The sequence below is a fragment of the Streptococcus sanguinis genome, from assembly GCF_013343115.1.
Classification (GTDB): Bacteria; Bacillota; Bacilli; order Lactobacillales; family Streptococcaceae; genus Streptococcus; species Streptococcus sanguinis_H.
In genome coordinates this window covers 944,754-969,402 of sequence record NZ_CP054570.1, presented here as the reverse complement: position 1 = coordinate 969,402, position 24,649 = coordinate 944,754, and the positions used below count along the sequence as shown (strand labels likewise).

Sequence of the window (24,649 nt, the reverse complement as noted above, 5' to 3'; positions counted from 1 at the left end):
GAAGGAGGTTGATCAAATGGCTAGACAACTGTTATTTATGAAAGCAATCAATGAAGCGCTGGATCAGGCAATGGCAAAAGATGATACCGTAATACTTCTGGGAGAAGATATTGCTGGCGGTGTAACAGTCAAGCACTTGGAAGAAGAAAACGAAGATGCTTGGGGTGGCGTAATGGGTGTGACCAAGGGGCTCATGCCAAAATACGGCCGAGAGCGGGTGATTGATACTCCGATTTCTGAGCACGGATACGTGTCAGCTTCTGTTGGAATGGCTCTGACTGGCTTGCGGCCAGTACCGGAGCTGATGTTCAATGACTTTATCGGTTTCTGCTTTGACGCTATTCTGGGGCAAGGATCAAAAATGCGCTATATGTTTGGCGGTAAGGCCAAGGTTCCGATGACAATGCGGACCATGCATGGGGCAGGAGCTTCGGCTGCAGCTCAACACTCGGGTTCATATTACGGTCTCTTTGGATCTATTCCTGGTATCAAGGTAGTTGTTCCAGCAACTCCGTATGATGCTAAAGGGTTACTGCTGGCTTCCATTGAAGACGATAATATCGTGATTTATTCAGAAGATAAGACTCTCTATGGTATCAAGGGAGAGGTGCCAGAAGAATATTATACAGTTCCAATTGGAAAGGCTGCTGTCCGCCGTGAGGGAACTGATCTTACTATCGTTACTATCGGTAAGATGCTCTATGTAGCTTATGAAGTAGCGGATCGATTGGAAAAAGATGGTATTTCGGTTGAAGTCATTGACTTGAGAACGGTAGCTCCTTGGGATGAGGAGACTGTCTTTGAATCAGTCAAGAAAACTGGACGACTGATTATCGTTGATGAATCCAACCCTCACAATAACACAGCGACGGATATCGCAGCTGTAGTGACTGATAAATGCTTTGATTATCTTGATGGTCCAGTAAAATGCGTCTGCGCGCCAAATGTGCCAGTGCCGTTTGCTGTGAATCTGGAACAGCTCTATATCCCTAATGCTGATAAGGTTCTGACTGTTGCTGCAGAATTGATTGACGATCTGAAGAGATAGAAGGGAGGCAAGTATGGCTACAGAAATTGTAATGCCTAAGCTAGGCTTAACAATGACCGAAGGTTTGATAAATAACTGGCTGGTCAAGGAAGGAGACACAGTAGCTGCTGGTCAGCCTGTCTTAGAAATCAGTTCTGAAAAATTGACCAGCGATGTAGAAGCACCAAGCGCAGGAGTGATTTTAAAAATTATCAGTCAGGCGGGCGATACTGTCCCGTGCAAGAAAGTAATTGCATGGATTGGTGAAGCAGGAGAATCTATTCCAGGTATGGAAGCAGAAGGAGCCTCTGCGAACCAGTCAGAAAGTGAGCGAGGGGCAGCTGATTCAGGGGTTGGACTAGCAGAAAAAACTGTGGCAGCAAGTTCCAACTCTGTCGGAAACAGTGAACATGGACGTATTTTCATCACTCCTCTTGCCCGCAAGATTGCTAAGGAAAAAGGATATGATATTTCCTTGATTTCAGGAACGGGAGGCAATGGCCGTATTACCCGACGGGATGTGGAAAACTATAAACCAGAGACGCTTCCAAACCAAACACCTGAAAGTAGCTTAGCAGTCCTTCAACATGCTGGTCAAGTTGACTATGGTGCAGGATTGACAGGTATGCGCAAGACTATTGCAGAGCGGATGATGAATAGTCTCCAGGCATCTGCTCAGGTGACCTTGCATCGTAAGGTGGATATCAGTCGGCTGATAGCCTTTAGGCAGGATATGAAGGGTAAGGTCACTTCACCACTAGAAAATGGCGAAATCAGCATCACAACTCTGCTTACAAAGGCTGTTGCCAAGGCGTTGAAAGATCACCCTCAGCTCAATGCTTGGTATTTCAATGGTCAATATCAGGAAGTAGAAGATATTCATATTGGTATCGCGACGGCACTTAGTGATGGTTTGGTGGTTCCGGTCATTCGTCACGTGGATAAGCTAACGCTGGCTGACTTGGGCTTAGCTATCAAAACGGAAGCCAATCAAGCTCGTAAAGGAACTTTGGATCCAGCTCTTTACTCAGGTTCAACCTTCAGTATTACTAATCTCGGGGGAGCAGGAATTGAATATTTCACTCCTATCCTAAATACACCAGAAGTAGCCATTTTAGGAGTTGGTGCCTTGCAAACGACGCTGGCTCTTGATAGCCAAGGACAGGTCTACGAGCAAAAATTCCTGCCGCTCAGCTTGACTTTTGACCATCAAGTCGTAGATGGTCAGCCTGCAGCGGAATTTCTAGCCAGTTTAGCGGACAAATTGGAGTCCCCTTACGACTTGGTTTTCTGATAAAAGAATGAATAATGAATTTCATTCCTGAATGATAAAGAAAAAGGCCAGCTGTTTATATCATTCATTAACAGTTGGCCTTTATGTATTCTGTTATCCTCTTGTTTCAAATTTATAAAGGTTAGATAAGGAAATGACAGGATGATAGGGAGTAAGTTCTAAGGCTCTAAGTGGGTGAATAAAGCTGCTGTATAAGATAAATTGAATGACGATAACGGGAAAAAATATCAGTGAGGTAGAATATGAAGGTTGCCAAAACACTAGTCTTAGAATATCTAGAGCAAGAATTACTAAAGAATAATAAGCAAGGGCTTGAAACGAAAGTAATTGCTGCCGCTTTAGGAATGCAACGCTCAAATGTGAGCACTATTTTGAATCAATTGGTAAAAGAAGGGATACTCGTTAAAGGAAATACACGGCCAGTTCAATACAAGTTAAAAGAGGTATTTGTAGAAAATCCTTTGGATTTTCCAAGCATTATAGGTGAAAACGGCAGCTTGCGAACAGCCATACAGTTAGCACAGGCAGCTATTTTATACCCAAATTATGCCCTTCCTGTACTTATTTTATCCGAGGTCGGTGCTGGTAGAACTCACTTCGTTAATAAAATGGTGGAGTTTGCCATTCAAAATCAAGCGATTAGTAAGCCTCAGTTGTTTGAAAAAATTAACTGCTTAGACTATATTGATGTTCTGGATGATTTGCTGAAGTTGTTATTTGGCTCAGAAGCGACGAAGTCTGTATTTGAGAAAGTGGCAGAAGGAATTTTATTTATAGATAACATACAAGTTCTATCTTCGGCGGATCAAAATAGATTGATTTCCTGGCTGAATCACAGAGAAGGAGAACAAAAGAGACGTCAGAAGAAAGGTTTGGTAATTATCGGAAGTAATGCTAAGCTATCTGAACATTTATCCAATAAACTTCCTGTTGTAATCCAGCTGCCTTCTTATCCGAATAGACCGATTAGTGAAAAGCTAGAGTTACTAAATTACTTTTTAGCTATCGAATCAAAGAATTCTGCGCATGATATACAAGTGCCGCGTGATGTCATTCATTCCTTCATCCTATCAGCGAATATTAGCAATATAAAAGAATTAGAATATGCAGTTCGAACAGCTTGCGCCAATGCTTTTGTAAGAAGCCTGAGGTCAGAGCTAAAAGATTTAACACTTAGTAATGACGATTTGCCCATTCCTTATCAAGGGATTCGGCATTTAGGAAGTCATAATGTAGTTAAAATCGATGAATTGATTGGCAAACGTAAGGTGCTAATTTATGATAAGGAGTTGGGATTGCTGGATTTTCCAGAGCAAGAGTCAGATGATTTATATAACAAAATTAAATCAGAATATACTCAGTTATCAGAAAGAGGCATTGAGCAGGATGATGTTTTTGAGGCAGTGAGAAACTATATTCAAAGCTATATTGAATACAAACCTTTTGTTGAGAAAGAAGATGAGTTGGAAAATCTTAATCAGCTTGAGACGATTGTTTCTGCTGAAGTGATTCAGTTGGTACAAGCCTTTGTTCTATCTGTTCAAAAAGAACTCAATCTAGAGCTTAATTCGACGGCATATTACGGCATCAGTCTTCATGTCAATGCGATGATTAAGCAGAAAGGCTCGTTGAATCGGCAGTTGGATAATGATGCTATTGTGAAAGTGATTCGGGATTATCCAATAGAGTATGCACAATGTTCTAAATTTGCCAGGCAACTAGAAACAAGATTTCAACTAGCTGTTCCAATAGATGAAATTGTCATCCTAACTATGTTTATTATTGAATCCGAAAAGAAACAAGATAGTCTACGACCTATCTTGCTCTACGTCCTGCACGGTAAAGGGGTTGCCAAGTCCTTGGCTGAGTCAACCAAGATGCTAACCAAAAATAGCCAAGTGTATGGCTTTGATATTCTATTAGAAGAATCTCTAGAGGAAAGCTATCGCAAATTAAAAGAGAGAATTGAGGGACTAGACCAAGGTTTAGGTGTCATCGTTCTCTATGATATGGGATCGATTAAAGAAATGCTGGATAAAATTCGAGAAGAAACTCTGATTAAAATCAGAGAATTTGAAATTCCCATTACTATGATTGGCATGGGGATTGCACGGCGTTGTTTGATAGAAAATGATATTGACAGTGTCTTTCACGCTTTTCATATGGAAATGAATCAGCTGTATAAAAATAGGGACCAGGAAAAAATCATCATTACACTCTGTTATACTAGCGAGGGCGGTTCTCTTCAGCTAAAGCACTATCTTGATCAGTATTCAAAGTTGGGTTACCGTGTCATTGCTTTGTCAGTTGCTAATAAGGAGATGTTGATTGAGGAAGTGATGGCCTTAAGAAAGACCTATCAAGTTCATGCTTTTGTTGGAACTTTCGACCCCCAAATTATGGGTATCCCTTTCATTTCCATTAAAGATGTTTTTGAGCAGCCCAAGGAGCACCTAGATAAATTATTGATGTTTGTACCGACCTCTGTCAATAGCTACGATTATGAGAAAGTTTACCAATTTTTAGAAGAGCAATTTGTCTATACTTCCTTAGCTAAGATTAAAAAGATTCTTCCTGCTATTTTAGATGAATTTGATTTTTATTATCAGCTGACAGAGGAGCAATCAATAGGCTTGTTTGTCCATATTGCCTGTCTTGTGGAGCGAACCCTTTCAGGAGAATGCCTAAAGAAGGGCAGTAGAGAAATTGCTGGTATTATCGAAAAATTCCCTGATGACTATAAGCACATTAGGAAAATCATTCGAACAGTGGAGCGAAGCTTTAAGATTCTTATAGATGACGCAGAGGTCAGTGTTTTAATTCAGATGTTGCGCAAATTATAAAATTGTAAGTTGAAGTCGCAAGCCAATAAAAAAGCACCTAACTCTCATTACCGTTTTAGTCGGAATTTACATTTCCGATTTCTGTGGTAATGTTGTGATTTAGATGCTTTTTTACATGCGCTCGTGCACAAGATTATGCAGCCATTTTCCTGAGAAAACACGAGGGATTCCCCAGATTGGCTTGAGAATGTCTTCGCCATTTATCACAAGAAAGATTAGCCAAATGGGAGCCTGCAGACTAACCAAGGCATAGCCAAGTGGAATGCTGAAGAGCCAGACAGGTAAAATATCTAGCAGACAGGCATAGTTGGTATCGCCCCCGCTACGTAAAATCCCAACGATTAAAACAACACTAAAAGCTTTTGGGATAAACAACAGGGCATTTAACTGAATCATCAAGATGGTTAGCTGCTCTGTCTGATTGCTTAAGTTGTAGAGTTTCAGAGCTAAAGGCATAGCCCAGATGAGTAGGACGCTGACGATAAGTCCGATAAGAGGTAATAGAAGTAAGAAGCGCTTGGCATCTTGTAAGGCTTTTTCTACTTGATTCTCTCCGATGGTATTGCCTAGCATAACAGCTACGGCATTTCCCGCACCGCGTACAAAGACAAATCCAATTTGGGCAATGGCGCTAGCAATCTGGGTGGAGGCCACCACTTCAGTACCTAATAATCCGATAATAGCCAAGCCAATTGATGTTCCAAGAGACCAGGCGCCTTCATTGAAGACGACTGGCAAGGTTTTTTTCAAAAATTGATAAACGAAGTCTTTGTGGAAATCAAAGAGTTCAGCTATGCTAGCGGCTCCAGCCATCCTTGTTCGATAGACACCAAAGACTAACCAGCAAAGCTCTAGCAATCGAGCCATAAAGGTAGCAATAGCGGCACCAACCAGTCCAAGTTTAGGAAACCCAATCAGCCCAAAAATAAGGACGGCATTGCCAATGATATTGGTTGCCATAGATAGGAGACTAGCAAGAGTTGGTAAGAAAACTTCATTACTGCAGCGACACATAGTAGCCAGAGAAGTTGTAATAGCTGTCATCAGGTAGGTCCAAGAGACGATAGATAAGTACTGGGCGCCCAACTGAATAGCTTCGGTATCATGAATATAAAAACCAATCAGTTGCTTGGGAAAAAGTAAAGCGACTAAAGTAAAGGAAGCGGAGATGAGCCCGCTCAGCATATAGACTAATCCCAAGGTTTTTCTCATATCAGCAATTCGCTGGGCTCCCCAGTATTGGGCCATGAAGACAGAAGCTCCGCTACCAATACCAAACTGTACAATAGTCAAGAGAAAGAAAATCTGGTTGGCAGCACCAGCAGCTGCGATTTGTTTTTCCCCTAGCTGTCCAATCATGACAACATCAGCTAGATTGACAGCGCTGGCCAGTAGAAATTGAAGAGAAAACGGTAGACTGAGACGTAAGAATTGTTTCAGAAATGTTTTCTTTTCACTCACTCTCCCACCTCCTTTCGTTTCAAATAGGATAAGCAATCAGTGTGTCCAGTAACCTGATATCTAGAAATTTGTAGTTCTTTTTGAATTGGATGATTCTGATTCCTCATAAATTTCGCCCTTTCTACCTGATAGCTTGAAATAAGCCTCAAGTTTAGTGATAATAGGCAATTTGATCAACAAAAATTTGACAATCTTTGTTAGCTTCTGTTTGAACCTCTACATTCTTCAATTCCTTTTCAGGATAAGGGTTTTGAATAGGAAATGCAAAGAAAGTCTGGCCGTCTTTTTGATAAGGTTTGGTGCTAAGCGAGACTTCAAATAATTGCTCATCTACCTTATAGATGGGTTCGCCAGGTAGAGGGTTAGTATTGGTAGACCGTTCCCAGTTAACACTTGTTTTGCCAATGTTTTCTCCAAAGATAATGGGAACAGTAAACTCGGTTTGATCAGTATAGGTTAGTAGGATATTTCCGATTTGATAGGTTTCCATTTCAGGGAAGACACCGTCCACAAACCATTGGTATTCCACAAAATAGTCTGTAGCATAGCCAATTTCAATCCAGCTAGGGTGCGCCAGTGCTTCAAGACTGCGTGTGTGGTTTTGAAGGTCGGGATAGTGGTAATGGAAGAGATAAGATAAGGTTTTATCACGGATAGTCGCATAGTCTTCATCACGATAGTCATGATTCCAAAACATCTCGTAAGCATAGGCCAAGCCGAAGAAAATGACATTTCTCTGCAGGATTACCTCGTTTAAGGTGCTCCAGTTGGAGATGATAGCTCCCTTGCTACCCTTCTTCAAATGCTCAGCCCAATGCGGAAAGAGATAGCCTTCAAAATTACCATAACGGATGCTAAAGCCTTCTTCCAAAACTTCATCTTCCAGTTTTTCATCCAAACTCCAGAGCCAATGAAGAATTTCGACATCTTTGGGAATCTGGTGAATGGCTTGCCAGGTTGCCGGCATGATGCCAACTTTTTTGCCTGTATCTTTTTTGAACTGAGGAGTAAACATGACGATTTCTGCCCCACCAAAAGGCCCCGCATCAGGAACGATAGCATTTTTCAGAAGCTTGTCTCCCCAAATCATGGTTCGGACATTTTTCTGCTTGAGGTAGTCATAAATCTTGATAATGTCCTCTGCAAAGATATCAGCTCCAGCCTTCCCTTTGCAGCACTCACACATGGCAATTGAATAGTATTCATCATGCCCGATATTGATGACTTCAGGTTCAAAGACCTCAATGATTTCATCCAGAACATCAAATAGGAGTTCATAAGAGGCAGGATTTGATGGGCAGTAAGTATCCGGATAAGGATCTTCAGGGATTTCTGCGATTTCTGGGTGACCAAGCATCAGGTAGTCACAGTGGCCAAGAGAGGGAACCTCAGGAATCACTTCAAAAAATCGTTCCTTGCAGTAGAGGACCAGATCTTTCACATCATTTTGACTTAGAAACTCCCCGTCACCATTCTCCATGTGAATGGCATTCTTGTACCAAGGGAAGGTATAGTCTTGGATTTCTTTGGTCTTGCCAGAGTATTCAGCCATATCAGCACAATATTTAATCCACTCTTGATTAATTTCAGGGTGTTTTTTATATTCCATAGCACCGCCGATTTCAATCATAATCGTATTGTACTTGAAAAAAGCAAGCATATCTACAAATTGCTTGAAGAAATCCATATTCTTACGAGACGGTAAAAAGACCTTGAGACCACGCTCGGAACAAACAGGTTCGTCGTAGGCCAAGCCATAAGGCAAGTAGCCATCCTGCAACATTTGGATAATTGAAATGACCCCATAAAATAAGCCGCGTTGGGACAAGGCATAAACGAAAATGCCATCTTGAGCAATCTTTACGATGTGCGCTTCAGGGTCGGATGGATAGGGAAGTGAAAAGGACTGCATGACCTCTTGTCCGACTTCTCGGGAAATCCCTTCTATGAAATGAATAGCAGGGAAAGCTAGCTGGCCATCATTTCTTGCTTTTGGATGAGCCAGTAAAGTGTCGGTTAAAATAGGCAGAGGGCTGAATATTTGAGTTTCTTTAGTGAAATAGCGACCGCTGTTTTCTTGTTTCCAATATTGAGGTGTGATGCCTTGTTTCATAATCTGCTCCTTGAACTATCTGAATATCTGCAAGTCATAAATCTGGGCGCAAAAAGAAGGTATGGATCGGATTTGCCTGTTACTGAGTTCTCTCTTTTCTAGTCTTCTCGATTTCGCCTTGAATCTTATAAAGATTTTCCGAAAGACGACCAAAGTAGAGTAGCTCCCCCATCCACTTGATGATCTTGCTTTTTGAATTTTTTGTCAATTTATTTTGTTCTTGTTCTAGCGTAACCTCAAGCCCTTTTGCGCAAGGCTTGGTCTTGTAGGAAGTAATCGTTTTTTCACTATGGGACGAGATTTGAATGACGTAGGTTTCATGGCGACGATAGTCCAGAATCTCATAATCAGTCTTAGTGTAAATATTGTCTGACAATTTTGAGTAACGAAGTCCTTTCTTTAACCTATCTATCTTTTTTGTTTGATTGTCAGCTTGATTGATTTGATTCAGAAACTCGCTTTCCAAAAAGTCATAAAATTCATCTGAAGTGACTTGGAGTTCTCTAATAATCTTCATAAATTAAGTATATAATAAGCCCTTGTGGAAAGTAACCCCTTTAGAGAAATGAGACAGTTTTTAGCGCTTTTTTATACTCTTTAGCTTCGTGTTATACATTATCATAAAAAACGATTATTTTTTATACACTAATTTTACGATAGGTTCTAAAATATATTAAGGGAACTATTTAAAAATAGCGAGTGCCAGCAGTAAAGCACGCAAGAAACTAATGCTTTAAATTTTTTATAACAAATTGAGTATGAATGGCATTCGAAAATGGATACACTAAGATAGAAAACTGTATATCAAGAAAATGTAAACGTTTTTGACAGTGGAATAGAGCTATAGTAAACTGTGGGTAAGAAGTCAACTGGAAAGGAGGAGCTTGTATGGAAGAATGGAATAGTTCAGCGGAGATTATTGCCATGTCCTTAATTGCCAATTCTGGTGCAGCCCGATCCTTAGCTTTTGAAGCACTTAAAAAAGCAAAACTAGCAGAATTTGATGCAGCTAAGGAATTAATGGATGAGGCAAATAGTGTTATTTTAAAGGCCCATCATTCCCAAACAGATTTATTGCAGGAAGAAGCACAAGGAAACGGTCATCAGTTGAGTATACTGCTTGTTCATGCGCAAGACCATTTTATGACCAGTCTTTTGGCCATTGACCTTATCACTGAGATGATTGAGCTGTATTCCAATCGAGAAGGAGAAAGACAATGAAAATCTTATTAATATGTGCAGCTGGTATGTCCACGAGCATCCTGATGAAAAAAATGGAGCAATATGCAAATGACCAAGGTATTGACCTCGATATCAAAGCGGTCGGATTGATGGACTATCAAGATTATGCTCAGGAATATGATGTGATTTTATTAGGTCCTCAGGTCTCTTATAAACTTGATTCGGTCAAAGAGACAGTATCAAAACCTGTTGCCACCATTCCAGCCATGGATTATGCAATGGGAGATTGTAAGAATATCTTTCAATTAATTAAAGCAATATCTTAAGGAGGTTTTTCTAATGGAAAAATTCTTTAACAGTAAATTTATGACCAAACTTCAGGAAATTGGTTATAAACTGGCCAACAACGTGTTTATACAGTCTTTACAAGCTGGATTAGGATCTCTCTTGGGATTGATTACCGTGGGTTCCTTATTTCAAGTCTTAGCTGCAATTGGAAATGAAACAGCTCTAGGTTGGTTCAAAACTGGGGATGCAGTGTATAATACATTGACCTTGCCTTTCCGCTATTCGATGGATTTTATTTCTATCTGGGTTGCTATCTTCTTTGCTTATCATTATGCTAAGAATTTGAAATTGAAATCTCCTATTATGGCCGCGGTTGATACAGCAGTTACTTTCATGCTGGTAGCAGGAGCTTTTGTTGATACTGAAAAATTCTCCGGACTACAATTAGACTATCTTGGGTCACAAGGTATGTTCATCAGCTTCTTCATTGTCTTTGTAGTCGTACAGATTGAAAAATTCTGCTATGAAAAAGATATTAAAATTAAGATGCCAGATGTAGTACCGCAATTTCTTCAAGATAGTTTTGGATCTATTTTGCCAGTATTTTTCTCCATTACTCTCTTTCTCTTACTGAATGTTGGTATTGGTGCTTTGACAGCAGGAGCTTATAATGTTCCGTCTGGTTTTATGGCTCTCTTGCGTGCACCGCTTGGCGCTGTATCATCTGTTCCAGGTATTGTCATGCTTTGTATGTTAGCGCTGGTTCTTTGGTGCTTCGGTATTCATGGTACCCTCATCATTATTCCAATCATTTCTCCACTTGGGATTCAAGCGGCAACGACCAATGCTGCTCTTCATGCGAACGGTCAGCCAATGCAATTCTTCCCAGTCTTACTCTACACTTCCATGGCTTTAGTTGGTGGTACAGGAAATACCTGGGCCCTGGTCCTGATGGGCTTGCGCTCAAAATCCAAACAAATTAGTGCCGTTTCTAAGATTTCGCTCATTCCTGGGTGGTTTGGTATCAAAGAGCCGGTAACATTTGGTATGCCAATTATGTTCAACCCAATTCTTTGCATCCCTTATGTACTCAATGTGCCAATTATGATGATCTTGACTTATTTTGCTTACCAAACAGGCTTTATTATTCCTGCTTGGATAGTGGTTAGTGCACAGTTGCCAATGGGATTCAGCAACTACTTGACAACCCTTCGTTGGCAAAACTTCGTTTGGGACTATATCTTGATTTTACCAGCTATGTTAATCTACTATCCATTCTTCAAAAAATACGAAGAGCAATTGGTTAAGCAAGAAGCTGAAGCGGAAGCAATAGAAGCCAAAGGAGGTGCAGCAGCTTGATTGATGTAACAAAATTTTCCAGAGACTTTCTCTGGGGATCGGCTTCAGCTGCCTATCAAGTTGAAGGAGCTTGGGATGAAGATGGTAAGAGTCTATCTATATGGGACGTCTTTGTTCGCCAGCCTAATAGGACTTTTAAAAACACGACTGGCAACGTGGCAGTGGATCATTATCATCACTATAAAGAAGATGTTAAACTGATGGCAGAAATGGGGCTGAAAGCTTATCGTTTTTCTATTGCTTGGACCCGTATTTTGCCTGAGGGACGAGGAGAGGTCAATCAGAAAGGGATTGAATTTTATTCAAATCTGATTGATGAACTTCTCAAATACAATATTGAACCCATTATTACAATCTATCACTGGGATTTGCCTCAAGTACTGCAAGATGAGTACGGCGGTTGGGAATCCAGAAAGATAATCGACGATTTCCTGTATTATGCAGAGGTTCTCTTTGAAAACTTTGGAGATCGAGTGAAATATTGGATTGGACTCAATGAACAAAATGTCTTTGTTGGACTAGGTTATCGGGATGGTCATTTTCCACCAGGAATCAAAAATATTCAGTTAATGCATCAGGTAAATCACATTGTCAACTTGGCTAATGCAACGATTATCAAACGATTCCATGATTTGAAAATAAAAGGTCAAATCGGTCCAAGCTTTGCTTTTCCTGTCCTCTATGCTCTGGATAATCAGCCAGAGAATGTTCTAGCCATGGAGAAATCTTTGGATGTCAATGTTTGGTATTGGATGGATGCTTATTTATTGGGACGTTATCCAAAGACAGCTCTAGCTTATTTGAAAAATCAATTCGGTATAGAATTAGATATCCGAGAAGGAGATTTAGATATTTTAAAAGCAGGCCGTCCAGATTTCGTAGGCGTCAACTATTACCAATCCCATACTTTTGCTGCTAATGTACCGAATGCTGAAGCTGGAGAGCCGGACCAGTTTAAGCATGTGCCAAACGAACACTTAGAGCGTACTAGCTGGGAGTGGGAAATAGATCCAATTGGTTTGCGAATTGCTTTGCGACGAATTACCAGTAGATATGACATTCCGATTATGATAACTGAAAATGGACTAGGAGAGTATGATACCTTAACGGAAGATAGAAAGATTCATGACCCATATCGGATTGAATATCTTGATAACCATATTACAGCTGTACAAAATGCCATCGAAGATGGTTGCCAAGTCATCGGCTATTGTACGTGGTCTTTCACAGATCTACTTTCATGGCTAAACGGTTATGGTAAGCGCTATGGATTTGTTTATGTAGACCGTGATGAGGAAGAAGGAGGTAGTCTAGAGCGGATTCGAAAAGATAGTTTTTATTGGTATCAAAAATTAATTAAAGAATTTGAGAGCAAAAGAGATAACAGTAGGACTCATTCATAGAAAAAGTCAGCAGTTTATAGGGATATAAACTGCTGACTTTTCTTTTTTATTTTTTTCGCATTTGACCTTGTGGGAAGTAGGTTCCTTCTGGCATGTCGTTAATAATGACATGAACAGCAGACTGAGGTGCGCCAGTATTTCTGACAACGGCTTCAGTTACTTCCTTGGCAAGAGCTTTTTTCTGCTCCAGAGTACGTCCTTCAAACAAATCAATTCTAACAAATGGCATATTTTCTGCCTCCTTTATTTCGTTATTATTATTTTATCACAAATGAGGTTTTAAAGAGTAGTGAATTATGGTAAAATAATGTGAAGTAAAAATGGAGATAGTGAATTAGCAAAGATTTAAATTATGGCTCAGTTATACTACAAATATGGCACGATGAATTCGGGCAAGACCATTGAAATTTTGAAAGTGGCTCACAATTATGAAGAACAAGGCAAGAGCGTGGTTATCATGACCTCGGCTGTTGATACCCGCGACGGCTTTGGTGTCGTTTCTAGTCGTATCGGTATGAAGCGGAATGCTATGGCTATTGAAGATCAGACGGATATTTTTGGCTATATCCAACAGCTGCCTGAGAAGCCTTATTGCGTTTTGATTGATGAGGCTCAGTTCTTGAAACGCCATCATGTCTATGATTTGGCTAGAGTGGTGGATGAGCTAGATGTTCCAGTTATGGCTTTTGGTCTGAAGAACGATTTTCGCAATGAACTCTTCGAAGGTTCCAAGCACCTCTTGCTCTTGGCTGACAAGATTGAGGAGATCAAAACCATTTGCCAATATTGCTCTCGCAAGGCCACTATGGTTTTACGGACTGATAACGGAAAACCAGTTTATGATGGTGAGCAGATTAAAATTGGCGGCCACGAGACCTATATCTCAGTCTGCCGCAAGCACTATTTTAACCCCGACATTAAGTAATCCTACGATAGAAACAAAGGAGATGATGAAAAATCTATGAACATCTATGAACAGTTACAAGCAGTTGAAGATCGCTATGAAGAACTTGGTGAACTCCTAAGCGACCCTGATGTAGTCAGCGATACCAAGCGTTTTATGGAGCTTTCTAAGGAAGAAGCCAGCACCCGCGATACAGTGACAGCTTACCGTGAGTATAAAAAAGTCCTTCAAAACATCACAGACGCTGAAGAAATGATAAAAGACGCCTCTGGTGATGCTGACTTGGAAGAAATGGCTAAGCAAGAGCTTAAAGATGCCAAGGCTGAAAAAGAGGAATACGAGGAAAAACTAAAAATCCTCCTTTTACCGAAGGATCCAAACGATGATAAGAATATTATCCTTGAAATCCGCGGGGCTGCGGGAGGAGACGAAGCGCAGTTGTTTGCTGGTGACCTCTTGCAGATGTATCAAAAATATGCTGAAAGCCAAGGCTGGCGCTTCGAAGTCATGGAGGCTTCTTATAATGGTGTAGGCGGGATCAAGGAAGTAGTCGCTATGGTTTCGGGTCAGTCGGTCTACTCAAAGCTTAAGTATGAATCAGGTGCTCACCGCGTACAGCGGGTTCCTGTAACAGAAAGCCAAGGTCGCGTTCATACTTCCACAGCAACTGTCTTGGTTATGCCAGAAATCGAAGAAGTAGAATACGACATTGATCCTAAAGATCTGCGCGTTGACATCTACCATGCATCTGGTGCTGGCGGACAGAACGTCAATAAGGTTGCAACTGCTGTTCGTATCGTCCATCTGCCTACCAATATCAAGGTTGAAATGCAGGAAGAGCGTACTCAGCAGAAGAACCGGGATAAGGCTATGAAAATCATCCGAGCTCGTGTAGCAGACCACTTTGCTCAAATCGCTCAAGATGAGCAGGATGCAGAGCGCAAGTCCACAATTGGTACAGGTGATCGCTCAGAGCGGATTCGCACCTATAATTTTCCGCAAAATCGAGTGACAGATCACCGTATCGGCTTGACCTTGCAAAAGCTGGACACGATTTTAGCTGGCAAACTGGATGAAGTCGTTGACGCTCTGGTTCTCTATGACCAAACGCAAAAACTAGAAGAGCTGAATAAATAATGACATTGGCTCAATATTTGGTGGAGCTAGAGCAGGAGTTAGTAGCAGCGGGAGAAGAAGCAGAAAGCCTGTCTTTCGTTTATCGAGCTCTCAATAAGCTCTCCTTTACCGACTTTGTTCTCAAACTTCGGACAGAAGTCAGCCAGGAAGACCGTAAACAGCTAAAAGCAATTCAAGAGCAGCTGCTTGCCCATAAGCCGGCTCAATATATCATTGGCAGCAGTGACTTTCACGGCTTGACTCTCAAGGTGGACGAGCGAGTTCTGATTCCAAGGCCTGAGACGGAGGAGCTGGTGGAGCTGATTTTGTCAGAAAATCCTGAAAGTTCTCTGTCTGTCTTGGATATCGGAACGGGTAGCGGAGCCATTGCTTTGGCACTGGCAAACAGCCGTCCAGACTGGCAGATTACTGCTTCTGATCTCTCTGGCGATGCTCTTGCCTTAGCAGCAGAAAATGCTCAATCCAGCGGACTTAACCTTGTTTTTGTCCAGTCTGATTGCTTGGATGCAATTCAAGGAAAATTTGACATTATCGTCTCTAACCCGCCCTATATTTCAGAAGCAGATAAAGACGAAGTCGGACTCAATGTTTTGACCTCAGAGCCTCACATGGCCCTTTTTGCTGAGGAAGATGGCTATGCCGTCTATCGGAAAATAGCCGAGCAGGCAGGAGACTATCTGACAAAAATAGGAAAAATCTATCTGGAAATTGGTTACAAGCAAGGAGACGGTGTCAGGGAGTTGCTGGAAAAAAACTTCCCTCAAAAACGAATCCGAGTCCTGAAAGATCAATTTGGCAAAGATAGGATGGTGGCGATGGACAATGGATAAGATAGAAAAGATTCTAGCGGCCAGTGGAGCGGTTGTCCTGCCGACAGAAACTGTTTATGGCCTCTTTGCTCAGGCTTTAAATGAAGAGGCAGTTGAGCGAGTCTACGAATTAAAACGAAGACCTCGTGACAAGGCTCTTAATCTCAATGTGGCGAGTTTAGAAGAGATTTATGCTTTTTCTAAGAAACAGCCCAGTTATCTGAAGCAACTCTATCAAGCCTTTCTGCCTGGGCCTTTGACTATTATCCTTCAAGCTAATGACCGAGTGCCGACTTGGATCAACTCAGGTATGGAAACTGTGGGCTTTCGGATTCCTAAGCATCCGGTTACGCTTGACTTGATTCGCAAGTACGGGCCCTTGATTGGTCCATCCGCCAATCTTTCTGGAAAAGCTAGTGGAACTTCTTTCCAGCAGATTATGATGGATTTTCAAGAGGAGGTCTCGGGAGTAGAAGATGATGCTACTTTGACAGGTCAAGATTCAACTATTCTGGACTTGTCAGGAGAAAAGGCTCTTATTTTACGCCAGGGAGCGATTACTCGCGAGGATATTCTCGCCCAAGTAAATGATATAAAATTTTAATCCAATTTTATTAAAGCAAGGAAGTTTTATTATGAAAAAAATTAATAGTGAAAAAGAGTTGCTAAATTATCTTAATGTTCCTAGTTTTCGACATGTTACAAAAGACAAGCTACTGTCTTTTGCATCAATCCTAAACAATATTGATCCTGAAGTAGCTAAACAAGCAATTGAACAGTTTCCTAATTTTTCAGAAAACATGAAAGAAATTGTTCAAAATTATAAAGAGGTGATTGATAAAACTATCTTATCTAACGACAATAGTCAAAACAATTACATTGAGATTTGCAAATCAATTATTGATTCACTAAAAAAAGAATTAGATAAAGACAATCATTCTTTTGAAGAAAAGCAGTACCTGATTGATAAAATGTGTGTGCTTTCTGATAAAATAGCTGCAAAAGATACTGAGAATAAAATCTGGTTGGGTAAGTCAAACAAGTCATTTCAGCTCATCGCAGCTTTTGCTATTTTTGCATTAGCTACAGCTATCGGTACAACAATTTCTATTGGAAATGATAATAAGAATTAAAAAGGAGACACCTTATGATTTTTGACCAAGAAGACTACAAAGCATTTGACCCAGAGATTTGGGAAGCAGTTGCTAAAGAAGAAGAACGTCAGCAGCATAATATTGAGCTGATCGCTTCAGAAAATGTCGTTTCTAAAGCTGTCATGGCCGCTCAAGGTTCTATTTTGACCAATAAGTACGCTGAAGGCTACCCAGGTCGCCGTTACTATGGTGGGACAGATGTAGTGGATGTGATTGAGAGTCTGGCAATTGAACGAGCCAAGGAAATCTTTGGTGCCAAGTTTGCTAATGTTCAGCCTCACTCAGGTAGCCAGGCTAATTGCGCTGCTTATATGGCTTTGATTGAGCCAGGCGATACAGTTATGGGCATGGATCTGTCTGCTGGCGGCCACTTGACTCATGGTGCATCAGTCAGCTTTTCTGGTCAAACCTATAATTTTGTATCCTATAGTGTTGATCCCGAAACAGAATTGTTGGACTTTGATGCCATCCTCCAGCAAGCCAAAGAGGTTCAGCCTAAGCTGATTGTGGCAGGTGCTTCAGCCTATTCTCATATCATCGACTTTTCAAAATTCCGTGAAATCGCTGACGCTGTAGGTGCCAAGCTTATGGTTGACATGGCTCACATCGCTGGTTTGGTTGCTGCAGGTCTCCATCCTAGCCCTGTGCCTTACGCGGATATCACAACCACGACGACCCACAAGACCTTGCGCGGGCCTCGCGGTGGCTTGATTTTGACAAACGATGAAGAATTAGCTAAGAAAATCAACTCAGCTATCTTCCCAGGCATTCAAGGCGGACCATTAGAGCACGTTATTGCAGCCAAAGCGGTTGCCTTTAAAGAAGTACTGGACCCAGCTTTCAAGGTTTATGCTCAGCAGATTTTGGACAATGCCCAAGCTATGGCTCAAGTCTTCCGTCAGCATGACAAGTTCCGTGTGATTTCTGACGGTACTGAAAATCACCTTTTCCTAGTGGATGTCACTAAGGTTGTAGAAAATGGGAAAGTCGCTCAAAATCTCTTGGATGAGGTCAATATTACGCTCAATAAAAACTCCATCCCTTACGAGACTTTGTCACCATTTAAGACTAGCGGAATTCGTATCGGTACAGCAGCTATTGCAGCTCGAGGCTTTGGTGTAACGGAAAGCATCAAGGTAGCCGAGCTCATTATCAAGGCTCTGGAAAACGCTGAAAACGAAGCGGTGCTGAATCAGGTGCGGGCAGAAGTTCGAGAATTGACGGACGCTTTTCCACTCTATGAGGGCTTAAACTAAGATGGATATTTACGTAAAAAAAGCGATTATTCATCAATTCAGCCCAGCTGATACCGAACTGCTGCTGGCGGATAAGTTTCTCAACATTACTCCTAAGATTGAAGAATACCTGCGCAAGAAGATTGAGCGGGTCTATTCTGACGATGCTAAAACAGGTGTTTTCGATCCCGAAAACGTCTTTTTAGCCCATCTTTCAGACGACCTACTAGAAACATCAGTGACAGTGGCCAAGCTCTGGCAGGAGGAGTTTTCTGTCAGTGAAAACCAGAAAACCAATGATTTGATTTTTGTCCAGTTTGACAAAGAAGGTGTGGAACACTTCGCTTTTCTGCGGATTGCTCTGCGGGAAACTCTGACCCACTTGGGTGGTGAGGTGGACAATCCTATCAAGCTGACGCAGAACAATTTACCTGGATTTGGTACAGGTGCAGACGAGGCTTTGGTCATCAATCTCAAGTCTCGCAAGTACCATCTGATTGAAAAACGCATCAAGTATAACGGTGCCTTTCTCAATTATATGTCGGACAATCTCTTGCAGGTCAATCCGACAATCTCAGCCAAGAAATCAATCAAAGCGCTTGAGAAGACTGCTCAAAAAGTTGCCGAAAGTTTTAACAAAGACGATTTCCAGTTTCAGTCTAAGGTTAAATCCAGTATTTTCAAAAATCTGGAAGAAAACGACGAATTGTCGCCTGAGAAACTGGCCGATGATCTTTTTGACAGCAATCTAACTGCCCGACTTACCTTTATTGACCAAGTCAAGGAAGCTATTCCTGAGCCAGTCAAGTTTGATGAGATTGACAGCAGCCGCCAGAAGAAAAAGTTCGAAAATCAGAAACTCTCCCTTTCAAATGGAATTGAGCTCATCGTTCCTAATAATGTCTATCAGGACGCAGAGTCTGTAGAATTTATCCAGAACGACAACGGAACCTATTCTATTTTGATTAAGAACATCGAGGATATCCAAAATAAATAATGTTTAAATTTCTAAGAAGACTGATTTTAGTCCTTTTCGTGCTATTTGCCGGCTATAAAATTTATCAGGTTCATCATGATGTCAAACAAGTCATGAAGTATCAGAGCTTAGTCAGAGAAGTGCTGGACGAGCAGGACACAGCGGCCAATGAAGAATTGGTTCTGGCCATGATTTATACAGAGACAAAGGGAAAAGACACTGATGTCATGCAGTCCAGTGAAAGCGCGACTGGTCAGACTAATGCCATTACGGACAACAAAGAAAGTATTCGCCAGGGCGTTCAGACCTTGTCTGATAACCTAGAGTTGGCCAGCGAGAAAAAGGTGGATGTTTGGACAGCTGTACAAGCCTATAATTTCGGTCAGGCCTATATCAACTACGTCGCTAAAAACGGTGGCGAAAATACGCTGGAGCTGGCTAAGAAATATTCCAAAGATGTAGTAGCGCCAAGCTTAGGAAATGTAACTGGCAAGACCTACGGCTACTATAACCTGATTTCAATTTTTCACGGACCAGAGCTCTATATCAACGGCGGTAATTATTATTATTCCCGTCAGGTCAAGATGAACATGCATATCATGCGCCTCTTAAAATGGTTTTAGAAAGAAGTAGTTAAGCTTCTTTCTTTTTTGATGGTGAAGTAATAATCCAGATATTTGTAACCATGATAGATACATGATATAATTTTGTACATCTATCATAAAAAGGAATGAAAAATGAACAAGAAACTTGCTTTTAAGCTCCTCATTCTGGTCTTGGTGACAATTGCCGGTCTAACAGCTTTTTACAACCATAAAGAAGCCACTAGCCTCAATACAAAACAATTTGTGCAGTCAACAACGCCGACCTTGTTTTTCCACGGTTTTGGATCCAGCTCTAATGCTGAAAATCATATGACAGAGGCAGCCAAAAAGGCTGGAGTCACTCAGACAATTATCACAGCAAATGTCAGTAAAAACGGTCAAGTAAGCTTATTAGGCGAGATACCGAAAGGTGCAATCAATCCTATTATCAAGGTAAACTATGAAGATAACCGCAATGCCGACTACGCTCAAGATGGTAGGTATGCAGCAGCTGTGATTCGCAAGCTACAAGAAACTTATGGTTTTAAGAAGATGAATCTGGTAGGCCATTCGATGGGAAATATGTCCATCCTCTTTTATATGCTGGAGAACGGTCAGGATGAAAAGCTGCCCGAGCTGCAAAAGCAGGTCAATATTGCCAACCATGTTAATGGTCTGCAAGGAAGAGACTTGCCTGAAGATTTGAGTATCCTAGACGACCAAACTGGCCAGCCTAGTGCTATGAGCCAGACTTATCAAAAACTACTGGGATTACGAGAAGTTTACCCGCAAGAGCAGGTAGATGTTCTGAACATTTATGGTGATTTTAAAAACGAATCCGATGGCTCCGTACTCAATACCTCTTCCCGTAGCCTCAAATATCTCCTAGTTGAGAATGCCAAATCTTACCAGGAAAAGAAAATTACAGGTCAGTTGGCTCAGCACAGTCAATTGCATGAGAATCCAGAAGTAGACGAGTTATTAATTGATTTCCTTTGGAAAAAGTAGAAAAGAGCAGTTACTGGCAAGCAAATCCAGTGACTGTTTTTTCTTTGAACTTCTTTGAGAAATATTGTAAAATGTATCTATTATCTCAAGCACTTAATGGATGAGATAATAATAACTCCATCATTGCAGCAAACAAGCTGAAGCACTCTGAATATCAAAAGGAGCGGAAATCACAAGCTCAAGAAACAGGGATTCGAGGCAGTCAGATAGAAAGTTTGTTGCGAAAAAAGCTATAGAATTTGGGAAACTATAGCAGGAGGAAAAGAGGAAAAAAATATGAAATTCAAAAAAACTTTAATGACAGCAGGAGCCTTGCTGGCTACTCTGTTTACTGTATCGACCGCAGCTGCCGATTCAAATGTTCAGAAAGTCATTGATGAGACTTACGTGCAGCCTGAGTATGTGCTGGGTTATTCCTTAGATGAAAGCCAAAAACAGCAGACCTTGCAGATGTTGGGCTACAATTCATCTAGTGACAACAAGCCACTTAAGACCATGACTCCAGAAGTCTACTCTAAAATCATGGATGTTGCTAACGACCCTAGCCTGCAGCTTTATTCTTCTGTAAAAATCCAGAAGTTAGGCAGCAATAAGCCATTAGAGGTCAAAATTGTCACTCCGCAAAACATCACTAAGGTTACAGAAGATATGTATCGCAATGCGGCTGTAACACTGGGTGTTCAGCACGCGCAGATTACCGTTGCTGCACCGATTCCGGTAACAGGTGAGAGTGCCTTGGCAGGGATTTACTACTCTCTAGAAGATAACGGTGCGACCATTCCACAGGAAAATAAAAACCTAGCGCAGGAAGAACTGGCTGCCCTTTCTGGCATCAATGCTGAAAACACAGGTAAGGAAGGCTATGACGCAGACAAGCTCAACGTAGCTCTGGCTGATATCAAAGCAGCCATCGCCAATGCTAAGAAGAACAACAGCAATCTGACAGCAGATGATGTCCGTAAGATTGTTGAAGAAACCTTGAAAAACTACGGTCTGACTCAGTCAGTGACCAGTGACCAAATCAACCTCATCGTGAATTTCGCTATCAATCTTTCAAACAGTGGAGTCATTACAGATTCTGACTTTACAAAGACACTTAGTGACTTGAAAGACAGCATTGTTTCAAAGGCAGGGGATACTTTTAACAATATTAACCTCAACTTTGATGCAAACGGCCTCCTTCAAGAAGGTGGTAATTTCTTTTCTAATATCTGGAATGCCATTGTCAACTTCTTTAAAGGATTGTTTGGCGGTTAATTCCAAGACTATATAAAACAAGGCTAGGACATTTTAGTCCTAGCCTTGTTTTATGTCTAGAAATGAAATTTTAATTTAGCTTTTTAAAAAGAAAATACGGAAGAGCAGCAGTAGACAAAGGTGAAGCGGATAAAAAGCATAAAAACCCCACTTTACCCAGGCAGGCGAATAACCGCGCTGGCCGTTATAGGCCTTGAGAAGCGGCAGAGTCAGGAGTAGACCCAACATAGCAGCCGCATCGCAGAGCAGGACAGGATTGGGAACTGTATAAAAGGCCCAAAGATTTATCAGAATAGACACTACCATAAGGGTGAGGATTGGTGTGACAAAGCCGTCTGATTCCTCTCGTTTTTCGTAGAAACCAACGATCGTCAAGATTCCCAAAAAGCCCCAGTCCGATTGCCAAGTCAGAAAAGAGAATGTTAAAATCAAGAGCAAGCGCAGAAAAGAATGTTGAACCTTTTCCAAAAATACTAGCAATAAAAGCCCTAAGAGCAAAGTGTAGAGAATGTTATTATTAACCGTCAATGGTTTGTGGCTTTCAAAAAGATAATAGAATGGTAGAATGGATAGTAACCAAAAAAGAGTTAGGCGAAGTGCGTATTTCCCTCTGCTTCGTGTATACTGAAAGCCCTCAACCAGTAAATAAGCCATGATTGGAAAAGTCAGTCGTCCAATTGTTTCAGTCAAGAAATACAAGTAAATATTCTGGTTTTCCAACTCTAGCGTATGTCCCAAATGGTTGATAAGCATAGCAGCAATAGCAATCAATTTCAAATGAAAAGCATCCAGCGATTTTTTCATCTCTAACTCCTTCATCAATATTTTACTAGTCATTATATAAAAAATGGTGTGCGAAGTCAATGCAATCAAAAAGGGCTTTTCGCCCTTTTTGAAGTAAGAATAATATGTTTTTATATTTTTACTCCCACTCTACAGTTGCAGGTGGTTTGCTGGTGATATCGTAGACGATGCGGTTGACGTGATCCACCTCGTTGACGATACGAACAGAGATTTTTTGCAGAACATCCCAAGGAATCTTGGCAAAGTCAGCTGTCATGCCATCAATAGAAGTGATAGCGCGAATCGCAATTGTGTAGTCGTAAGTTCGGCCGTCGCCCATGACACCAACAGAACGGACACCTGTATTAACAGTAAAGTACTGCCAGATGTCACGGTCAAGACCAGCTTTGGCGATTTCTTCGCGGAGAATAGCATCAGATTCACGGACAGTTTCCAATTTTTCCTCAGTGATTTCTCCCATAACGCGAATAGCAAGTCCTGGTCCTGGGAATGGCTGGCGCCAGACAATTTCATCAGGCATACCAAGCTCTGTCCCCAAAGCACGCACTTCGTCCTTGTAAAGTGTGTTCAACGGCTCAATCAGCTCAAACTGCATGTCTTCCGGCAGACCACCAACGTTATGGTGAGACTTGATAGTCTGAGCAGTATCGGTACCAGATTCGATAACGTCTGTATAGAGCGTTCCTTGAGCCAAGAATTTTACATCTTTCAGTTTGCTGGCTTCGTCGTCAAAGACATAGACAAACTCGTTTCCGATGATTTTACGTTTTTGCTCTGGATCTGAGACACCAGCTAGTTTATCAAGGAAACGTTTAGCTGCGTCAGCCTTAATGATATTCAAGCCAAATTTGCCGCCCAGCATATCCATGACCTGATCTGCTTCGCCTTTACGCAAAAGACCATGATCCACAAAGATACAGATTAGTTGATTGCCGATTGCTTTCTGCAAGAGAACACCGACGACAGAAGAGTCAACACCACCAGAAAGTCCCAACAGCACCTTCTTGTCACCAACGGTTTGGCGGATTTTTTGAATTTCCATGTCAATGAAGTTATCCATAGACCAGTCGCCTTTGGCTCCACAAATATTAAGAGCAAAGTTGCGCAGGATATCATAACCAAATTCTGAATGACGAACCTCAGGGTGGAACTGAATGCCGTAGATTTTCTTAGCTGGATTTTCAATAGCTGCAAAAGGACAGTCAGCAGAAGTACCAGTACGGACAAAGTCAGCAGGAATTTCTGTTACTGCATCTCCGTGGCTCATAAGAACTAACTGGCTTTCAGGCGTACCGTTGAAAAGGCTGGAATTAGCAGTATGTGACAGATTTGACTGACCGTATTCACGATTTCCAGCATGACCAGCAGGAACAACCTTGCCGCCCAGCTTGTGAGTCAACAGCTGCATACCATAGCAGATCCCCAAAATCGGGATTCCCAACTCGAAAATTTCCGGGTCAATATCAAAAGAGCCGTCTTCATATACAGAATTCGGACCGCCGGAAAGGATAATTCCGATAGGCTGGATAGCACGGACTTCGTCAGCGGTAATCTTGTGGCTCTTGAGCTCAGAAAAAACACCGATTTCACGAATGCGGCGTGAAATCAGCTGGTTGTACTGGCTGCCGTAATCAAGCACGATGATCTTTTCGACATCTTGCAATTCAGTTCTAGTAGTCATCTGTTCCCTTTCTTAAAAGAAGTAATCTTTTCCCCTCATTTTATCACAAAAAAGGAATTTTTCCAAGGCAATAAGGAGCAAGAGTGCTGAAAAAACGAATATGAGTCTTTATTTGACAAAACTGCTAAAA

23 protein-coding genes are annotated in these 24,649 nt (G+C 41.4%); 17 read left to right on the top strand and 6 right to left on the bottom strand.

The window, feature by feature from the left end; genetic code table 11:
• Positions 1-16 precede the first annotated feature (16 nt).
• From FOC72_RS04810 to FOC72_RS04800, 3 genes are all read left to right on the top strand, one after another.
• On the top strand, positions 17-1,048 hold the full coding sequence (locus FOC72_RS04810; protein ID WP_002895536.1) for an alpha-ketoacid dehydrogenase subunit beta: 1,032 nt from the start codon (positions 17-19) through the stop codon (positions 1,046-1,048).
• Positions 1,049-1,061: 13 nt separating this feature from the next.
• Entirely contained in the window at positions 1,062-2,321 is a 1,260-nt protein-coding gene (locus FOC72_RS04805; RefSeq protein WP_002895535.1) for a dihydrolipoamide acetyltransferase family protein, read from the top strand.
• A 242-nt stretch (positions 2,322-2,563) separates the two neighbouring features.
• Entirely contained in the window at positions 2,564-5,164 is a 2,601-nt protein-coding gene (locus FOC72_RS04800) for a PRD domain-containing protein (RefSeq protein ID WP_002895534.1), read from the top strand.
• A gap of 111 nt (positions 5,165-5,275) precedes the next feature.
• Here the strand turns inward: FOC72_RS04800 and FOC72_RS04795 are convergent, their stop codons facing one another.
• From FOC72_RS04795 to FOC72_RS04785, 3 genes are all read right to left on the bottom strand, one after another.
• A complete protein-coding gene (locus tag FOC72_RS04795; protein ID WP_002895533.1) occupies positions 5,276-6,661 on the bottom strand; it encodes an MATE family efflux transporter in 1,386 nt (461 codons plus the stop codon).
• A 115-nt stretch (positions 6,662-6,776) separates the two neighbouring features.
• On the bottom strand, positions 6,777-8,738 hold the full coding sequence (locus FOC72_RS04790) for a family 20 glycosylhydrolase (RefSeq protein ID WP_002895532.1): 1,962 nt from the start codon (positions 8,736-8,738) through the stop codon (positions 6,777-6,779).
• A 79-nt stretch (positions 8,739-8,817) separates the two neighbouring features.
• Complete coding sequence (locus tag FOC72_RS04785; RefSeq protein ID WP_002895530.1) at positions 8,818-9,255, bottom strand: DUF3284 domain-containing protein; 438 nt, start codon at positions 9,253-9,255, stop codon at positions 8,818-8,820.
• 371 nt (positions 9,256-9,626) lie between these two features.
• Here FOC72_RS04785 and FOC72_RS04780 point away from each other — a divergent pair, with 371 nt between their 5' ends.
• The 4 genes from FOC72_RS04780 to FOC72_RS04765 are packed head-to-tail and all read left to right on the top strand — an operon-like array spanning position 9,627 to position 12,970.
• On the top strand, positions 9,627-9,959 hold the full coding sequence (locus FOC72_RS04780; RefSeq protein ID WP_002895529.1) for a PTS sugar transporter subunit IIA: 333 nt from the start codon (positions 9,627-9,629) through the stop codon (positions 9,957-9,959).
• Positions 9,956-10,246: a PTS sugar transporter subunit IIB gene (locus tag FOC72_RS04775; RefSeq protein WP_002895527.1), complete on the top strand. Its 291-nt coding sequence runs from the start codon at positions 9,956-9,958 to the stop codon at positions 10,244-10,246. Before FOC72_RS04780 ends, FOC72_RS04775 begins: the two co-directional genes overlap by 4 nt.
• A 13-nt stretch (positions 10,247-10,259) precedes the next feature.
• A complete protein-coding gene (locus tag FOC72_RS04770) occupies positions 10,260-11,567 on the top strand; it encodes a PTS sugar transporter subunit IIC (protein ID WP_002895526.1) in 1,308 nt (435 codons plus the stop codon).
• Positions 11,564-12,970 (top strand): glycoside hydrolase family 1 protein, encoded by a 1,407-nt coding sequence (locus tag FOC72_RS04765; RefSeq protein WP_002895525.1) that lies wholly within the window; start codon positions 11,564-11,566, stop codon positions 12,968-12,970. The genes FOC72_RS04770 and FOC72_RS04765 overlap by 4 nt, the downstream gene beginning before the upstream one ends.
• Before the next feature lie 46 nt (positions 12,971-13,016).
• Here FOC72_RS04765 and FOC72_RS04760 read toward each other — a convergent pair whose 3' ends face one another.
• Positions 13,017-13,199 (bottom strand): 4-oxalocrotonate tautomerase, encoded by a 183-nt coding sequence (locus FOC72_RS04760; protein WP_002895524.1) that lies wholly within the window; start codon positions 13,197-13,199, stop codon positions 13,017-13,019.
• A 123-nt stretch (positions 13,200-13,322) separates the two neighbouring features.
• Between FOC72_RS04760 and FOC72_RS04755 the strand changes: the two genes are divergently transcribed.
• From FOC72_RS04755 to FOC72_RS04710, 10 genes are all read left to right on the top strand, one after another.
• Positions 13,323-13,895, top strand: a complete 573-nt coding sequence (locus FOC72_RS04755) for a thymidine kinase (RefSeq protein WP_002895523.1) — start codon at positions 13,323-13,325, stop codon at positions 13,893-13,895.
• A gap of 36 nt (positions 13,896-13,931) precedes the next feature.
• A complete protein-coding gene (gene prfA / locus FOC72_RS04750; RefSeq protein ID WP_002895522.1) occupies positions 13,932-15,011 on the top strand; it encodes a peptide chain release factor 1 in 1,080 nt (359 codons plus the stop codon).
• Positions 15,011-15,841, top strand: coding sequence for a peptide chain release factor N(5)-glutamine methyltransferase (gene prmC, locus FOC72_RS04745; protein WP_002895521.1), 831 nt, complete (start codon positions 15,011-15,013; stop codon positions 15,839-15,841). The genes prfA and prmC overlap by 1 nt, the downstream gene beginning before the upstream one ends.
• Positions 15,834-16,424 (top strand): L-threonylcarbamoyladenylate synthase, encoded by a 591-nt coding sequence (locus FOC72_RS04740; RefSeq protein WP_002895520.1) that lies wholly within the window; start codon positions 15,834-15,836, stop codon positions 16,422-16,424. The genes prmC and FOC72_RS04740 overlap by 8 nt, the downstream gene beginning before the upstream one ends.
• A 31-nt stretch (positions 16,425-16,455) precedes the next feature.
• Positions 16,456-16,953 (top strand): hypothetical protein, encoded by a 498-nt coding sequence (locus FOC72_RS04735; protein WP_002895518.1) that lies wholly within the window; start codon positions 16,456-16,458, stop codon positions 16,951-16,953.
• 14 nt (positions 16,954-16,967) lie between these two features.
• Positions 16,968-18,230, top strand: coding sequence for a serine hydroxymethyltransferase (gene glyA / locus FOC72_RS04730; RefSeq protein WP_002895517.1), 1,263 nt, complete (start codon positions 16,968-16,970; stop codon positions 18,228-18,230).
• 1 nt (position 18,231) lies between these two features.
• Entirely contained in the window at positions 18,232-19,206 is a 975-nt protein-coding gene (locus FOC72_RS04725) for a nucleoid-associated protein (RefSeq protein WP_002895516.1), read from the top strand.
• Positions 19,206-19,808 (top strand): lysozyme family protein, encoded by a 603-nt coding sequence (locus FOC72_RS04720; protein WP_002895513.1) that lies wholly within the window; start codon positions 19,206-19,208, stop codon positions 19,806-19,808. The genes FOC72_RS04725 and FOC72_RS04720 overlap by 1 nt, the downstream gene beginning before the upstream one ends.
• A 114-nt stretch (positions 19,809-19,922) precedes the next feature.
• A complete protein-coding gene (locus tag FOC72_RS04715; protein WP_002895512.1) occupies positions 19,923-20,777 on the top strand; it encodes an alpha/beta hydrolase in 855 nt (284 codons plus the stop codon).
• 276 nt (positions 20,778-21,053) lie between these two features.
• Complete coding sequence (locus FOC72_RS04710) at positions 21,054-22,034, top strand: DUF1002 domain-containing protein (protein ID WP_002895511.1); 981 nt, start codon at positions 21,054-21,056, stop codon at positions 22,032-22,034.
• A gap of 75 nt (positions 22,035-22,109) precedes the next feature.
• Here the strand turns inward: FOC72_RS04710 and FOC72_RS04705 are convergent, their stop codons facing one another.
• A complete protein-coding gene (locus tag FOC72_RS04705; protein ID WP_002895510.1) occupies positions 22,110-22,871 on the bottom strand; it encodes a TraX family protein in 762 nt (253 codons plus the stop codon).
• Between the two features lie 85 nt (positions 22,872-22,956).
• Positions 22,957-24,519 carry a glutamine-hydrolyzing GMP synthase gene (gene guaA / locus FOC72_RS04700; protein WP_002895509.1) on the bottom strand — a complete coding sequence of 521 codons (1,563 nt, stop codon included), beginning with the start codon at positions 24,517-24,519 and terminating at the stop codon, positions 22,957-22,959.
• Positions 24,520-24,649 lie beyond the last annotated feature (130 nt).

What these genes read in the sequence shown, in the direction of transcription:
- glyA (WP_002895517.1), top strand. Translation starts at nt 16,968, where the DNA reads ATGATTTTTGACCAAGAAGACTACAAAGCATTTGACCCAGAGATTTGG.
- FOC72_RS04785 (WP_002895530.1), bottom strand. Translation starts at nt 9,255, where the DNA reads ATGAAGATTATTAGAGAACTCCAAGTCACTTCAGATGAATTTTATGAC.
- FOC72_RS04805 (WP_002895535.1), top strand. Translation starts at nt 1,062, where the DNA reads ATGGCTACAGAAATTGTAATGCCTAAGCTAGGCTTAACAATGACCGAA.
- FOC72_RS04790 (WP_002895532.1), bottom strand. Translation starts at nt 8,738, where the DNA reads ATGAAACAAGGCATCACACCTCAATATTGGAAACAAGAAAACAGCGGT.
- FOC72_RS04740 (WP_002895520.1), top strand. Translation starts at nt 15,834, where the DNA reads ATGGATAAGATAGAAAAGATTCTAGCGGCCAGTGGAGCGGTTGTCCTG.
- FOC72_RS04800 (WP_002895534.1), top strand. Translation starts at nt 2,564, where the DNA reads ATGAAGGTTGCCAAAACACTAGTCTTAGAATATCTAGAGCAAGAATTA.
- FOC72_RS04810 (WP_002895536.1), top strand. Translation starts at nt 17, where the DNA reads ATGGCTAGACAACTGTTATTTATGAAAGCAATCAATGAAGCGCTGGAT.
- prfA (WP_002895522.1), top strand. Translation starts at nt 13,932, where the DNA reads ATGAACATCTATGAACAGTTACAAGCAGTTGAAGATCGCTATGAAGAA.
- FOC72_RS04770 (WP_002895526.1), top strand. Translation starts at nt 10,260, where the DNA reads ATGGAAAAATTCTTTAACAGTAAATTTATGACCAAACTTCAGGAAATT.
- FOC72_RS04715 (WP_002895512.1), top strand. Translation starts at nt 19,923, where the DNA reads ATGAACAAGAAACTTGCTTTTAAGCTCCTCATTCTGGTCTTGGTGACA.
- FOC72_RS04780 (WP_002895529.1), top strand. Translation starts at nt 9,627, where the DNA reads ATGGAAGAATGGAATAGTTCAGCGGAGATTATTGCCATGTCCTTAATT.
- FOC72_RS04755 (WP_002895523.1), top strand. Translation starts at nt 13,323, where the DNA reads ATGGCTCAGTTATACTACAAATATGGCACGATGAATTCGGGCAAGACC.
- guaA (WP_002895509.1), bottom strand. Translation starts at nt 24,519, where the DNA reads ATGACTACTAGAACTGAATTGCAAGATGTCGAAAAGATCATCGTGCTT.
- FOC72_RS04760 (WP_002895524.1), bottom strand. Translation starts at nt 13,199, where the DNA reads ATGCCATTTGTTAGAATTGATTTGTTTGAAGGACGTACTCTGGAGCAG.
- FOC72_RS04775 (WP_002895527.1), top strand. Translation starts at nt 9,956, where the DNA reads ATGAAAATCTTATTAATATGTGCAGCTGGTATGTCCACGAGCATCCTG.
- FOC72_RS04705 (WP_002895510.1), bottom strand. Translation starts at nt 22,871, where the DNA reads ATGACTAGTAAAATATTGATGAAGGAGTTAGAGATGAAAAAATCGCTG.
- FOC72_RS04735 (WP_002895518.1), top strand. Translation starts at nt 16,456, where the DNA reads ATGAAAAAAATTAATAGTGAAAAAGAGTTGCTAAATTATCTTAATGTT.
- prmC (WP_002895521.1), top strand. Translation starts at nt 15,011, where the DNA reads ATGACATTGGCTCAATATTTGGTGGAGCTAGAGCAGGAGTTAGTAGCA.
- FOC72_RS04710 (WP_002895511.1), top strand. Translation starts at nt 21,054, where the DNA reads ATGAAATTCAAAAAAACTTTAATGACAGCAGGAGCCTTGCTGGCTACT.
- FOC72_RS04720 (WP_002895513.1), top strand. Translation starts at nt 19,206, where the DNA reads ATGTTTAAATTTCTAAGAAGACTGATTTTAGTCCTTTTCGTGCTATTT.
- FOC72_RS04725 (WP_002895516.1), top strand. Translation starts at nt 18,232, where the DNA reads ATGGATATTTACGTAAAAAAAGCGATTATTCATCAATTCAGCCCAGCT.